The organism is Cohnella sp. (assembly GCF_041641335.1).
Taxonomy (GTDB): Bacteria; Bacillota; Bacilli; order Paenibacillales; family Paenibacillaceae; genus Cohnella.
Genome location: NZ_JBEPYQ010000049.1, coordinates 1 through 14,185, shown reverse-complemented (window position 1 = coordinate 14,185; position 14,185 = coordinate 1). Strand labels below are relative to the sequence as shown.

The window sequence follows — 14,185 nt, the reverse complement described above, 5'->3', positions numbered from 1 at the left end:
CGGGGGAGAAGTGCTTTTGCCGTTTTTTGTCGGACAGCGCATTGTAAGACGGTTTTCGTCCATGCTACACTTCATATACGAATCGCCTAACATCAGCAACGAAGGAGACCGGAACCGATGCTCAGATCTCTGCTCAAACCGTTTTCCGCCCGTCTCTCCTATCAGAGCATCCGCACGAAGCTGCTTGTCTGCTTCCTCATCGTCACGGTCATTCCGCTGCTGTCCGTCGGAGCGCTGTCCTATTATCAGTCGGCCAAGGTGATTAACTCCCAGTTCGGGAAATACGGGGAGAACGCCGTCGCCCAGCTTCAGCAGCAGACGAACGCCTATTTGACCCGAATGAGCCAGACGGCCGCCACCATCTATTCCTATTTGCTGGACCCGGCGAGAAGCGGGCTCGGCGGAGAGAGTCCGAGCACTTATCGCGAGATTTTGGATAAAAACAATTTCGAAAACTTCCTGAAAGCGCTTAAAACGGAAAGGAACGCCGGAATTTATATTATAGCCAAGTCGGGATATTACTATGGAGAGAACAATTTGGACGTGGCCAAGCTCGATCGCATTTCGACCTGGAGGGCAATACCGGACGATCGCGCGGGCGACTACTGGCTCGGCTTCTACCCTCAGAACCACGGCATCAAGGAGCCGGAAGAAGGGGAGCGGCTGCCGGTCGTGCTGGGCTTGGCGGAATCGATCAACAATCCTTACGGCGCGCTGCGCGGGAGCGTCATTCTGATCGAGGAGAAGGCGGAGGATCTGCTGGGCATGTTCGAGCTGTTCGAGAGCGACACGCAGGCGCATCTGACGATCGCGGATTCGCAAGGGCGCGTCGTCTACGAGACCGCGTCGGCGTACGAAGCCAAGGACAGCGATATCGTCTGGCACAAAGCCATCGAGACGAACGACTGGACGATCGAAGCAAGGCTGCCGGCCAAATCTTTCTACCGCTCCTCGGGTCTGATCCGCTCGAATACGGTTATCGCCGCCGTTGCGTCGACGCTGCTCGCTTTTGCGCTGGCTTACTTATTCTCTTCGCGATTTACCGCGCGTATCCGGCGCTTGAAGGATTCGATGCAGAAGGTCAGCTTCGGCATGCTGCAGACGAGAACGAAGGTCGAGGCCAAAGACGAGCTCGGCAGCCTGGACGTCAGCTTCAACAACATGGTCGGCGGCATCGAGTCGCTTATCCGCGAGGTGGAGACGAACGAACGGCAGAAGAAGGATGCGGAGCTGCGCGCTTTCCATTACCAGATCAATCCGCATTTGCTGTTCAATACGCTGAACTCGATTCAATGGAAGGCCCGGCTTCAGGGAGCGGAGGACATCCGCCAAATGCTGTACCACCTGACGATGGTGCTGGAGGGCAATCTGGACATTTCTCAAGAGCTGGTGCCGCTCGGGCGCGAGCTGCGGATGATCGAGCATTTTCTGAAAATCCAGGAGGTTCGCTACGGTCCCGTGTTTCGATACGAGCTGGAATGCGACGAGGAGTTGAAAAAGTATCCGATTCCCCGCATGACGCTGCAGCCGCTGTTCGAAAATATCTTTTTCCACGGTTTCGAGGACGGCGAGGGCGCGATACGGCTGGCGGTAGCGGATGAAGGAACTTTGCTCAGGCTCGAGCTGTCGGATAACGGAGCGGGCATTCCGCCCGACAAGCTGCAGAAGCTGCTGCTGCCGGGAGAGAAGCGTAAAGGAAGAGGCGGGCTCGGTTTGCGGAACGCGGATCAGAAAATCAAGCTGCATTTCGGAGTGCAGTACGGCTTGACGGTCAAGTCCGCTCCGGACAAAGGAACGACGATCTTCATCAAATGGCCCAAGAAGGAGGAGAATCCGCATGGACACGTCGACGGGAATGATTAAGGTGCTGATCGCGGATGACGAGAGCATCGTGCGCAAGGGATTGCAGGCGACCGTGCCTTGGGAGAAATACGGAATGGAGGTCGTCGCGGACGCGCCGAACGGCCGCAAGGCGTGGGAGGCGTTCCAGCTTCATCGGCCGCACGTCGTAATTACCGATATCGTCATGCCGGAGATGGACGGCATCGAGCTGTCGCGCAGAGTGAAGCAGGCCGCGCCGGATACGAGAATCGTCTTGTTAAGCTGCCACCGGGACTTCGAATATGCCAAAGAAGGGCTAAAGCTCGGCGCTTCGGGTTATCTGCTGAAGACGGCGTTCGAGGACGACGAGCTGGAGAGCATGCTGGAGCAGTTCCGCAAGGAGCTGTCCGCTCCGCGCACCGATTCCGGCGACGATTCCGACGAGAGTGTCGACGAGGAGCGGCTGGGCACGCAGTTGTACGCGTGGCTGAGCGGCCACAGCGACAAGTTCGCGCGAGAGCTGGAGAAGCTGGCCGAAGCTAAAAGCTCATGGCAGGGGCAGCCGCTGTACGTCTATGCCGTCAAGTCCGGCGTGGGTTGGCGAGAGGCTGCGGAAGGGCTGGGCCGGGACGATGCGTTAAGGAAGAACGGCGCGATCATCCCGTTCAGCGAGGAACGCTGGTACTGGCTGCTCCCGTCCGCCCTCGCGGACGCCGCGGACGGCTGGCTCGTCGAACGTAAGAGCGAGAGAGCCGAGCTGCACTGGGCGAGGCTTGGCCCGGACGAAGAGGCGGCCGAGTGGCTGAAGGCGATCGGTTCCCTGCATAAAGAAGCGGAAATGGAGAAAACGTACGGAGTGTCGTCCGGAGACTGGCCGGAGCCGATCTGGAAGGCGCTAAGGCTGATGCGCGACCGTCCGGCCGCCGATTGGTCGGTCAGCGACGTGGCCGGACAAGTCGGTCTCAGCCGCAGTCATTTCTCGATCCTGTTCAAAAAAACGGTCGGGCTCAGCTTCGTGGCGTACCAGTACAAGCGCAAGCTGAAGATCGCCAACGAGTTGCTGAAGGATACTTCCCTGACGATGCAGGAGATCGCCGAGCGCACAGGTCTGGGCGACAGCAAATATTTCAGCAAATGGTTCAAGCGCTGTACGGGGCAGACGCCGAGCCACTACCGCGCGCAACAAAAAGACGGCGCGTCCCGAACAGAATGACACTCGCTCCCCGACATCGAACAAATGCGCACGAAGGTCCGAATAGATGTCCGTTTTGAACCGCTTTCATGTCCTTTATGATAAGGATGTAAGCGGTTCAATTAATTTAGCTCGATTTCAAGGGGAGGCAGCACGAATGAAAAAGAAAAGCTCTGCACTTCTACTGTCCGCAACGATGATCGTCTCTTTGTTAACCGCCTGCGGAGGGGGCGGCGACAAGGCGGATAACAGCCAGCCGTCCGCGACGTCGTCCTCCGGCGGAAGCTCCGGAGGCACGAAAACGGTTCGATTCGCGACTTGGGATACGGGCGACGCGCTGAAGATCCAGCAGGATATCGCCAAGAAATTCGAAGAAAGCCATCCCGGAACGAAGGTGCAGGTAGAAGCTTACGCCGACGGCTTCGATCAGAAGCTCGCCGCGGGCTTCGGAGCGACGAACCCGCCGGACGTGATGTACATGTGGGATTTCCCGACGTACCATCAGTCGCTGGAGCCGCTGGACGATTACGCGGCCAAGGACGCCAGCCTGAACATCGACGATTTCTATTCCGGCCTGTTCAATTACGGCAAGATCGACGGCAAGCTGTACGGCATTCCGGTCGGGTTTACGACCCGCGTCGTGTACTACAACAAGAAGCTGTTCGACGAGGCCCAGGTGCCTTATCCGCAGGACGGCTGGACATGGGACGACTTCAAGGACGTCGCCGCCAAGCTGACCGACAAGGGCAAGAAGCAGTACGGCTTCGGCGTCCGCGCTTCCAATGATACGTACGATCTGCAAGGCTTCGTCTGGAGCAACGGCAGCTCGTTTATCTCCGAAGACGGCAAGACGATCGAAGGCTATATGAACAGCCCGGAAACCGCGGAAGCGATTCAAATTTTCGGCGATCTGGTGAAGAACGGGTCCGGCGTGCTCGTCGGCGGCAAAGGCCAGCAGAGCGGCGAGGACATTTTCAAAGCCGGCAAGCTCGCCATGTGGGAGAGCGGAATTTGGCCGCTCGCGGGCTTCAAGGAAGCGGGCATCGACATCGGCACGGTAGAAATGCCGGCGTTCCCGGGCAAGCCGGTCAAAGGTATCATCGCGGAATCCGCGCTGTCGATCGCCAAGGATTCGAAGCAGAAGGATCTGGCTTGGGAGTTCGTGAAGTTCTTCGTCTCCAACGAGGCAATCAAGATGCGCACCGCCGATCTGCCCGTTCGCGTCAGCGTCGTTAACGAGCTGAAGGTCGACCAGGATCCGCTGTACAAACCGTTCTACACGATGCTGGAGCGCTCCGACAATACGCCGGCTTTCCTGCTCAACGCCAAGTGGAACGAAGTGAACCGGCATCTGTCCGCCGCGATCGAAGCGGTCGTGCACGGCGCATCCGCCCAGGAAACCTTGAACGAAGCGGTGAAGGACGGCGTCCGTTACTTGAAAGAAGGTTAAGAGATGGCTAAACTCGACCCTGCTCAAGCGGGAACCTACGCGGCCAGCCTCAAGCCTGCAAGGAAACGCGGACGGGGTAGGGTCACTCCCTACCTCTTCGTTTTTCCATGGCTGTTCGGATTCCTCGCGTTTACGTTAGGCCCGCTGATCTTTTCGCTCGTCATCTCGTTCTTCGATTGGCCGATCGTAGGTCAAGTCAAGTTTGTCGGCTTCGGCAATTACATCGAGATGTTCACCCAGGATTCGTTGTTCTGGAAGTCGTTCGGCGTAACGGTCAAGTTCGCCGCACTGTTCGTGCCGCTTAACATCGTAGTCGCGCTCGGGCTGGCCATGCTGCTGAATCAGAACGTGCGTGGCAGCGCCTTTTTCCGCACCGCGTTCTACTTGCCGTCCGTCATTTCCGGCGTTGCGCTGGCGATGATCTGGGGGTGGGTGTACAGCGGCGAATACGGCATTTTGAACTATTTCCTGTCTCTCGTCGGCATCGACGGTCCGGATTGGCTGAACGATACGAGATGGTCGCTCGTCGCGATGGTCATCGCCAGCCTGTGGGGCCAAGGCGCTATGATGCTCATTTTCCTGGCGGGACTGAAAGGCATTCCGAAGGACTTGTACGAATCCGCGTCGATCGACGGAGCAGGCAGGCTCAGACAGTTCCGCAGCATTACGATTCCGATGCTCAGCCCGACCATTCTGTTCAACCTTATCACTTCGATTATCGCGGCGTTCCAGCAGCTTACCCTGGCTCTCGTCTTAACCGGGGGAGGCCCGCTCAAGTCGACTTATTTTTACGCGATGTACATGTACGAGAACGCCTTTAAATATTTCAAGATGGGCTACTCCGCGGCGAACGCCTGGTTCATGTTCCTGATCGTGCTCTCGCTGTCGTTCCTCGTGTTCAAGTCGTCGGCGGCCTGGGTGTACTACGAGGGCGAGATCAAGAGCGGCGCGAAGGCGAAGTCCGGGGCAAGGAGGCGGTCCGCATGAGGAAGACGGTTGTTTACGCGTTGCTGACGTTCTGTTCGCTGCTGTTTATCGCTCCGCTGTTCTGGGCGCTGACGACGGCGATCAAGGATCCGACCGAGCTGTATCTGTTTCCGCCGAAATGGCTGCCTTCCGTATGGAAGTTCGGCAACTTCGCGGAGGCTTGGACGGTGCAGCCGTTTAACGTATTTCTGAAAAATACGGTGATCGTAACCGTGCTGGCGACGCTTGGGCAGCTCGTCTCGTGCGCTGTCGTGGCCTACGGCTTCGCCCGTTTCGAGTTTAAGGGACGCAACTTCCTGTTCCTCGTCGTCCTGTCGACGATGATGATTCCGTGGGAAGTCACGATGATTCCGCAGTATATGGAGTTTAATTATCTCGGCTGGATCAATACGCTTAAACCGCTTATCGTGCCTGCATGGTTCGGCTCGGCCTACTTCATCTTCCTGCTGCGGCAGTTTATCCTGACTCTTCCGAGAGAGCTGGACGAAGCGGCGACGATCGACGGAGCGAGCAAGATGGGCATTTTCCTCCGGATTATCGTCCCTCTGATGGGACCGGCGCTCATTCTCGTCGGCGTCTTCCAGATGATGAGCTGCTGGAACGACTATCTCGGACCGTTGATCTTCCTGAACGATCAGTCCAAATATACGCTGACGCTCGGCCTGGCGCAGTTCAAGGGCATGTTCGGCGTCGATATGCAATCGATTATGGCGATTACGTGCCTGATCTCGATATTGCCGCTGGCGGTATTCTTCTTCGCGCAGAGGTACATCATCGGCGGCATCGCCGGAACGGGCATCAAAGGCTAGCCAAGCAGGGCAAGGGCTGTCCGCCCTGTATAGAGAGAAACGAGAGGAGAAGACATCCATGCGAGACTTGAATGCAGCGAAGGATTGGGAAAATATCCAGGTGTTAGAGCGAGGGAGGGCGAAGAGCAGAGCGTATTTCATCCCGTTCCCAAGCGCCTCCGAAGCGCTGGGTTACGACCGGGGAAGCTCTCCCTGGTTCAAGTCGCTTAACGGCTTCTGGAAGTTCAAATATGCGGAAAGACCGGATCTGGCTCCGGAAAAATTTTACGAGGAAGGCTATGCGATCGGAGCGTGGGACGACATTCGGGTACCGGGGCATTGGCAGCTTCAGGGCTACGGCAATCCTCATTATACGGACTTGTACTATCCGTTCCCCGTTGATCCGCCGCGCGTGCCGAACGATAATCCTACAGGCTGCTATGTCCGCCAATTCGAGCTGCCCGGGCATTGGAACGGCCGGAAGATCGCGATCAAATTCGACGGCGTAGACAGCGCGTTCCACGTCTGGATCAACGGACAGTTCGTCGGCTACAGCCAAGGCAGCCGTCTGACCTCGGAGTTCGACGTGACGCCTTACGTAATCGGGGGCGTGAACCGGCTGGCGGTGCGCGTCTATCAATGGTCCGACGGAAGCTATCTGGAGGATCAGGATATGTGGTGGATGAGCGGTATTTTCCGCGACGTCTACTTGGTGGCCGAGCCTGCGGCCGTCCGGATCGCCGACTATCGGGTCGTGACCGAGCTGGACGAAAACTTTCGCGACGCGATTCTGAGCGTGCGCGCGGAGCTGGCCGGGACATTGGTGACCGGCAACCTTAAGCTGCGGCTGCTGGATGCGGAGGGCGCGGAGGTCGCCGCGGCGGAGAGCGCGGTGGAAGGCGGCGTTGTCGATATCGCGGTGCCGGTCAGAGGGCCGGCGCTGTGGAGCGCGGAAAGCCCGGCGCTATACCACCTGACGCTGGAACTGTTCGACCGGGCGGGCCGATTGGCGGAGGCAGTGGCGCAGCGCGTCGGTTTCCGCACAATAGAGGTTCGGGATGGCCAGTTTCTCGTTAACGGCAAGGCGATCTTGCTGAAGGGCGTCAATCGTCACGACCATCACCCGGATACGGGACGGACCGTGTCGCTCGCGACGATGCGCGAGGACGTGCTGATGATGAAGCGGCACAACATCAATGCGGTTCGGACGGCACACTATCCGAACGATCCGCGTTTCTACGACTTATGCGACGAATACGGTCTGTACGTGATGGAAGAAACCGACTTGGAGACGCACGGCTTCGAGCCGCTCGGCAACATCTCGCGGCTCAGCGACGATCCGCAGTGGGAGGACGCTTACGTCGACCGGGTGCGCCGCATGGTGGAGCGAGATAAGAACCATCCGTCCGTCCTGTTCTGGTCGCTCGGCAACGAGTCGGGCTTCGGCTGCAACTTTCGGGCGATGTCCGCATGGTGCAAAGAGAACGATCCGACTCGGCTCGTCCATTACGAGGAGGATCGGGAAGCGGAAGTGTGCGACGTCGTCAGCACGATGTACTCGTCCGTCGAGAAGATGGAAGGCTTCGGCAAGCTGGAAGACCATCCGAAGCCGCACATCCTGTGCGAATTCGCCCACGCGATGGGCAACGGGCCCGGCGGGCTGAAGGAGTATTTCGAGACGTTCGACGCCTATCGCAGATTGCAGGGCGGTTTCGTCTGGGAGTGGATCGACCACGGTCTGACCCTTCGCCAGGAGAAAGGCCGCATCGATTACGCTTACGGCGGAGATTACGGCGACGAGCCGAACAACGGCAACTTCGTCATCGACGGACTTGTCCGTCCCGACCGTACGCCTTCTCCCGGGCTGATCGAGTACAAGAAAATCATCGAACCGGTGAAGGTCGAGCATCTCGGCGGCGGTCGCGTCCGCATGGTTAACCGATACGATTTCCTGACGCTGGATCATCTGAGCGTCTCCTGGTCTTTGGCGATCGGCGGGCGTCCGCTGCGCAGCGGCGTACTGGCTTTACCGAGCATTGAGCCGGGCGAGAGCGCAGAGATGGATGTTCCGTTCGGTGAGCAGGGCGTTGGCCGCGGGGAAGAAGAATGGCTGAATCTAAGCTTCGCGCTGAAGGCGGATCAAGCTTGGGCGAAGGCTGGGCATGAGGTCGTCTGGGCGCAATTCCTGCTGCGCGAGGCAGGTGTGCAGGCGGTGCCAGGCGAAGGCGCGGTGCTAGCGTGTACCGAGGAGGGCCGCCGGATCGCGGTCGGCAACGACAGGTTCCGCGCGACGTTCGAAGCGTCGCGGACGGGGTTGTCCTCTTGGACGGCCGACGGCAAGGCGCTGACACTTGGCGGACCGCGGCTTAACTTCTGGCGCGCGCCGATCGACAACGACATGTACGTCGTCGCGGACTGGCGCAAGGCGCATCTGGACCGGTTGACGGAACGGGTCGACCGCTTCCGCTGGGAGCGTCTCGGCGCAAGCGCGATCCGCGCGCGCTGGACTTCCCGCATCGCGCCGCCCGTGCATGACTGGGGATTCCGCTGCGAGACGACCTATACGGTGACGGGCTCCGGCCTGGTCGTCGTCGACGTCCTCGGCATGCCGGAAGGCAAGCCGCCGGCGATGCTGCCGAAGATTGGATTGCAGCTCGAGCTGCCGGGAGACGCGAAGCATGTCGAATGGTATGGACGCGGACCGGGCGAGAGCTACTCCGACAGCAAGCAGGCAGGCAAATTCGGAGTCTACGAGATGACCGTCGACGAGTTGTTCACGCCTTATGTGTATCCGCAGGAAAACGGCAACCGCACCGACGTCCGCTGGGTGTCGGCGACGGACGGAGCGGGCATCGGTCTGCTGGCGGCGGGAGCGCCGACGCTGGAATTCAGCGCGCGCAGGTATACCGACCGCGACCTGGAGGCGGCGAAGCACGAGAGCGATCTTGCGCCGCGGGAGTTCATCACGCTGAATCTGGATTACCGGCAGAACGGGCTGGGCAGCAACAGCTGCGGCCCGGCGCAGCTGCCGCCGTACGCGGTCGGCTCGGAGGAGTTCCGGTTCCGGATTTTGCTCGCGCCTTACTTGGCGGGAGATCAAGATCCGGAGCGGTTAAGCAGACGAATGGCTGCGGAAGCGGCGCAATGGATGAAGGGGGAATAAGCGATGCTGAATACAGCCGACGTATTGAACTTGACGGGCAAGGTGGCGGTCGTCACGGGAGGAGCTTCCGGCATCGGACTCGCGACTGCGGAGCTGCTGGCGGGCTTCGGGGCGCATGCCGTGCTGCTCGATATTAACGATGAGCTGGGAGAACGGGCGGTCGCGGGCATTCGCGGCCAAGGGGGAGAGGCGAGCTATTATCGCTGCGACGTCTCCTCTGCCGAAGATTGCAAACGAGTGGCGGCGGAGATCGATTCCGCGTGCGGCCGCATCGATATTTTGTTCAACAACGCGGGCGTCATTCGCCGGCGCACGGTGGTCGAACTGGAAGAGCGCGATTGGGATCTCGTGCTGGACGTGTCGCTGAAGGGCGTGTACCTGCTGTCCAAGTACGTCATTCCGATTATGGAGCGGAGCGGCGGGGGCAGCATCATTAATTCTGGCTCCGGCTGGGGGCTGAAGGGCGGCGATCGCGCCGCGGCTTACTGCGCGGCTAAAGCGGGCGTCGTCAACCTGACGAAAGCGATGGCGATCGACCACGGCGCTCAGAATATCCGCGTCAACTGCGTGTCGCCCGGCGACACGGATACGCCGCTGCTGCGCGATGAGGCGAAGCAATTACGGCGGGACGAGGCGGCGTTTCTCGTCGATTCGGCCAAAGGCCGTCCGCTCGAGCGGCTCGGCACGCCGCGCGACATCGCCAACGCGGTGCTGTTCCTTGCGAGCGACCTGTCGTCGTGGGTGACCGGCAGCGTGCTCGTCGTCGATGGCGGCGGCATTGCGTGAATTTAACCTCGACCCCTGTCGGAATGCAATGGGCTTATGGTCCATGGGGTCAACCCTATAGAAACGGAGGCGTTACCTTTGTCCGAAAATAGAGCTTTTGCCCATCCCTATATTCCGAATACGGTGCCCGAAGTTCAGGAGGCGATGCTGAAGGAGATCGGTTTGACGTCGATCGAGCAGCTGCACGAGGCCATCCCGGACAGCTTGAAGCTGGGCGGACTGATGGATCTGCCGCCGGCGATGAACGAATACGAGCTGCGCCGGCATATCGAAGGTCTGCTGGCCAAGAACAAGCATGCCGGAGCGGGCGGTTACCTGAACTTCCTCGGCGCGGGCTGCTGGCAGCACTTCGTGCCGGCGATCTGCGACGAAATCAACCAGCGCTCCGAGTTCGTCACCGCCTATGCCGGCGAGCCGTACGAGGACCACGGCCGCTTCCAGGCGCTGTTCGAATACCAGAGCCTTGTCGCCGAGCTGGTAGACATGGACGTCGTCAACGTGCCGACGTTCGATTGGGCGCAGGCCGCATCCACGGCGATCCGCATGGCGGGCCGGATGACCGGCCGTCCGGTTGCGCTGCTGCCGAAGTCGGTCGATCCCGACAAGGCGAAAATCATCCGCAACTACTGCACACCGGTCATGGAGCTGCGCGAGATCGAGATCGACCCGACGACGGGCAAGCTTGACTTGGAGGATCTTCGCCGCAAGCTGGGGGAGGACGTCGCGGCCGTCTACTTCGAGAATCCGGGTTTCCTCGGCGTCATCGAGGACCGGGGCGCGGAGATCGCGGCGCTGGCCCAAGGGGCCGGAGCGATCGCGATCGTCGGCGTCGACCCGATCTCGCTCGGCCTGCTGGAGCCGCCTAGCCGCTACGGCGCCGACATCGTGTGCGGCGACCTGCAGCCGCTCGGCATGCATATGAATTACGGCGGCGGCCAGTCCGGCTTTATCGCCACTCGCGACGAAGAGAAGTTCGTCATGGAATACCCTTCCCGGCTGTTCGGCATCGTGCCGACCGAGATGGAAGGGGAATACGGCTTCGGCGACGTCGCTTACGAGCGCACTTCGTTCGCTCTGCGCGAGAAGGGCAAGGAGTCGGTCGGCACGCAGACCGCGCTTTGGGGCATTACGGCCGGCGTTTACTTGTCGCTGCTCGGGCCTCACGGCATGAGAGAGCTGGGCGAGACGATCGTCCAGAAGGCGCGCTACGCCGCCCGCAGGCTGGCGGCCATCCCCGGCGTAACGCTGCGGTTCGGCGAGACGGCTTTCTTCAAGGAGTTCGTCGTCGACTTTGGCGGCACCGGCTTGACGGTTGACGAGATCAATCGGCGGCTGTTGGACGAAGGCATTTTCGGCGGCAAGGACTTGTCCGCAAGCTATCCCCAATGGGGACAATGCGCGCTCTACTGCGTAACCGAAATCCACTCCCAGTCCGATCTGGATCGGCTCTCGGACGCGATCAGAAAGGTTGTGAGTCCTCAATGAGCCATGCATCGACGAACAAATCATCCGGCCCTATGCAGCGGATTCGCAGAGATCATAAAGTGCGTAATTTCCACCAGGCAAAATGGGACGAACCGGTCGTATTCGAGCTGCATCGTTCGGGAGAGCGAGGCGTTATCCCGCCGGGTACGGAGGCAGGCATTGCGTCCGAAGTCGGAGGAGCGGCTTCGCTCATTCCCGCGACGATGCGCCGGAGCGAAGCGCCCAAGCTGCCGGAGATCGGCCAGGCCAAGGTGCTGCGCCACTACTTGCGGCTGTCGCAGGAGACGCTCGGCTCCGATCTGAACGTGGAGATTGGGCAGGGGACCTGCACGATGAAATATATTCCGCGCATCAACGAGATGCTGATCCGCACGCCGAGCATGATGGAGCTTCACCCGCTGCAGGATCCAGACACGGCGCAAGGCATGTTGGAAATCTATCATAAGCTCGATCTGGCGATGCGCGAGATTTCCGGCATGGACGCCTTCTCGTTCCAGCCGAGCAGCGGCACGCAGGCTTTGCTGGCGATGGCCTCGATCGTCCGCGCTTACTACGAATCCCGCGGCGAAGGAGAGCAGAGGGACGAGATCATCACGACGATCTTCTCTCATCCTTCCCAGGCGGCGACCGCGGCGGTCAAAGGCTACAAGATCATTACGCTGCATCCCGACGAGGACGGCTTCCCGGACCTGGAGAAGCTGAAGAACGCCGTCTCCGAGCGTACGGCGGGCTTCGTCGTCGCCAATCCGGAGGATACCGGCATCTACAATCACCGGATTCGCGAGTTTACCGACGTCGTGCACGCGGCGGGCGGCGTCTGCTTCTACGATCAGGCCAACGCCAACGGGCTGCTCGGCATTACGCGGGCGAAGGAAGCGGGCTTCGACATGTGCTTCTTCAACCTGCATAAGACGTTCGCCGCTCCCCACATGTGCGGAGGGCCGGCAACGGGGGCACTTGGCGTGGCGGAGCCGTTCGTACGCTTCCTGCCGGGGCCGCTGGTCGTACGCGAGGACGGCAAGTATGCGCTGAAGGATCAACCGGACGTGAGCATCGGCAAGGTGCGCAGCTTCCACGGCGTCGCCCAGACGGTGCTGCGCTCCTACGCCTGGATTATGAGCCTTGGCGCGGAAGGACTGCGCGACGTTGCTCGCATCGCCGTGCTGAACAACAACTATTTGTATCATAAAATATTGCAAATCCGCGGTGCGAGCGCCCCTTACATTAAGGGCCGCCGCCTGGAGCAGGTTCGCTATAGCTGGAAGCAGCTGACCGACGAGACGGGCGTGACGACGGAAGACATCACGCGCCGGATGTGCGACTTCGGCCTCCATTACTGGACGTCCCATCATCCGTATATCGTGCCTCAGCCGTTCACGCTGGAGCCGACCGAGTCGTATTCCAAGGAGGATCTGGACGAGTATATTCAGGCTTTGGCGCACATTTCCGAGGAAGCGTACACCAACCCGGATATCGTAAAGACCGCTCCGCACAACAGCACCGTCCACCGCAACGACGAATCGTCTCTGGACGACCCGGCCCAGTGGTGCATCACCTGGCGGGCGTACTTGAAGAAGACGCAGGCGAAGTAGCAGTTTGATGAAGGGAGGCTCCGACCAGGGGCCTTTCTTCATCTTTCAGACACCGGTCCCCGCGGACGAGACGAGTAAGCGCGCCGTGCGAGCTTATCTCTGGCGGCGTTACGAGGATGAGGCGAATAAGCGTCGCCCAGCGAGCGTATCTCAAGCGGCGTCCCAGACGGTCAGGCAGCAAGGAAAGGAGCAACAGATGGCTTATTTGCAGGAATTGTGGAGGTTGCCCGCGGGGGTGAGGCGTTTCCTCGCGACGGAGGCGTTGTACGGAATCGGGATCGGCATGTACGCGCTCGTGCTGAACTTGCATCTGCTGTCGCAGGGACTGAAAACCGATCAGGTCGGAACGCTTGCGTCTATCGGCATTCTGATCATGGGCGTGTCGGCCATTCCCGTCTCGTTGCTGGCGAATCGGCTGGGGCGCAAGCGGCTGCTCGCGGTCGGAGCTGGATTTGTCGCCGCGGGCAGCTTGACTTATGCCGTCAGCGAAAGCTTTGGCTATTTTCTCGCGGCGCAGACGCTCGTCTCCGTCGGGCTTACGTTGGTCGAGACGACGGAAGTGCAACTGCTGTTTCGTTACTGCGCGAATCGCAAGGAGGAGACGCGGGCCTATTCGCTTATGTTTGCGGTATTTACCGCGTTCACGGGAGCGGGAATGCTGGCAGCGGGGGATTTGGCGGGAGGCGGGGGAGACGGCGGAGCGTACCGGACGCCGCTGCTGCTGTCCGCGGCGATTTTGCTGTCGCTCGGTGTCCTGAGGGCGGTATGGCTTCCATCCGAGAAGAAGCGGGCCGTAGCGGAGGACAAGCCTGTAGCGCCTCCGGGCGGAGCACCGCAAGAAACGCTCGTTCTAAGCGGCGAACCCGAGGAAACCCCGGCGACCGCAAAGATCGGGCTGCGCCGCAAGCTGTGGCTGTTCGC

10 protein-coding genes are annotated in these 14,185 nt (G+C 60.2%); all 10 read left to right on the top strand.

What is annotated here, in order from left to right; genetic code table 11:
- Window positions 1-117: 117 nt before the first annotated feature.
- On the top strand, window positions 118-1,863 hold the full coding sequence (locus tag ACESLM_RS16645; RefSeq protein WP_372632708.1) for a cache domain-containing sensor histidine kinase: 1,746 nt from the start codon (window positions 118-120) through the stop codon (window positions 1,861-1,863).
- On the top strand, window positions 1,838-3,034 hold the full coding sequence (locus ACESLM_RS16640; protein ID WP_372632707.1) for a response regulator transcription factor: 1,197 nt from the start codon (window positions 1,838-1,840) through the stop codon (window positions 3,032-3,034). The genes ACESLM_RS16645 and ACESLM_RS16640 overlap by 26 nt, the downstream gene beginning before the upstream one ends.
- A 136-nt stretch (window positions 3,035-3,170) precedes the next feature.
- Entirely contained in the window at window positions 3,171-4,463 is a 1,293-nt protein-coding gene (locus ACESLM_RS16635; protein WP_372632706.1) for an ABC transporter substrate-binding protein, read from the top strand.
- A 3-nt stretch (window positions 4,464-4,466) separates the two neighbouring features.
- Window positions 4,467-5,450, top strand: a complete 984-nt coding sequence (locus ACESLM_RS16630) for a carbohydrate ABC transporter permease (RefSeq protein WP_372632705.1) — start codon at window positions 4,467-4,469, stop codon at window positions 5,448-5,450.
- Window positions 5,447-6,259, top strand: a complete 813-nt coding sequence (locus tag ACESLM_RS16625) for a carbohydrate ABC transporter permease (RefSeq protein WP_372632704.1) — start codon at window positions 5,447-5,449, stop codon at window positions 6,257-6,259. Before ACESLM_RS16630 ends, ACESLM_RS16625 begins: the two co-directional genes overlap by 4 nt.
- A 58-nt stretch (window positions 6,260-6,317) precedes the next feature.
- Window positions 6,318-9,401, top strand: a complete 3,084-nt coding sequence (gene lacZ, locus ACESLM_RS16620; protein WP_372632703.1) for a beta-galactosidase, LacZ type — start codon at window positions 6,318-6,320, stop codon at window positions 9,399-9,401.
- A gap of 3 nt (window positions 9,402-9,404) precedes the next feature.
- Entirely contained in the window at window positions 9,405-10,187 is a 783-nt protein-coding gene (locus ACESLM_RS16615; RefSeq protein WP_372632702.1) for an SDR family NAD(P)-dependent oxidoreductase, read from the top strand.
- A 78-nt stretch (window positions 10,188-10,265) separates the two neighbouring features.
- Window positions 10,266-11,672, top strand: coding sequence for an aminomethyl-transferring glycine dehydrogenase subunit GcvPA (gene gcvPA, locus ACESLM_RS16610; protein ID WP_372632701.1), 1,407 nt, complete (start codon window positions 10,266-10,268; stop codon window positions 11,670-11,672).
- Between the two features lie 32 nt (window positions 11,673-11,704).
- The gene (gene gcvPB / locus ACESLM_RS16605; RefSeq protein ID WP_372632742.1) at window positions 11,705-13,264 is read left to right on the top strand and encodes an aminomethyl-transferring glycine dehydrogenase subunit GcvPB; all 1,560 of its coding nucleotides are present in this window, start codon (window positions 11,705-11,707) and stop codon (window positions 13,262-13,264) included.
- Between the two features lie 196 nt (window positions 13,265-13,460).
- Window positions 13,461-14,185 (top strand): MFS transporter (locus tag ACESLM_RS16600; RefSeq protein WP_372632700.1); only part of this gene is annotated, 725 nt, incomplete at its 3' end.

Bases quoted from the DNA above. Each gene is read 5' to 3' on its own strand.
- ACESLM_RS16645 (WP_372632708.1), top strand. From the start codon at position 118: ATGCTCAGATCTCTGCTCAAACCGTTTTCCGCCCGTCTCTCCTATCAG.
- ACESLM_RS16640 (WP_372632707.1), top strand. From the start codon at position 1,838: ATGGACACGTCGACGGGAATGATTAAGGTGCTGATCGCGGATGACGAG.
- ACESLM_RS16635 (WP_372632706.1), top strand. From the start codon at position 3,171: ATGAAAAAGAAAAGCTCTGCACTTCTACTGTCCGCAACGATGATCGTC.
- ACESLM_RS16630 (WP_372632705.1), top strand. From the start codon at position 4,467: ATGGCTAAACTCGACCCTGCTCAAGCGGGAACCTACGCGGCCAGCCTC.
- ACESLM_RS16625 (WP_372632704.1), top strand. From the start codon at position 5,447: ATGAGGAAGACGGTTGTTTACGCGTTGCTGACGTTCTGTTCGCTGCTG.
- lacZ (WP_372632703.1), top strand. From the start codon at position 6,318: ATGCGAGACTTGAATGCAGCGAAGGATTGGGAAAATATCCAGGTGTTA.
- ACESLM_RS16615 (WP_372632702.1), top strand. From the start codon at position 9,405: ATGCTGAATACAGCCGACGTATTGAACTTGACGGGCAAGGTGGCGGTC.
- gcvPB (WP_372632742.1), top strand. From the start codon at position 11,705: ATGCAGCGGATTCGCAGAGATCATAAAGTGCGTAATTTCCACCAGGCA.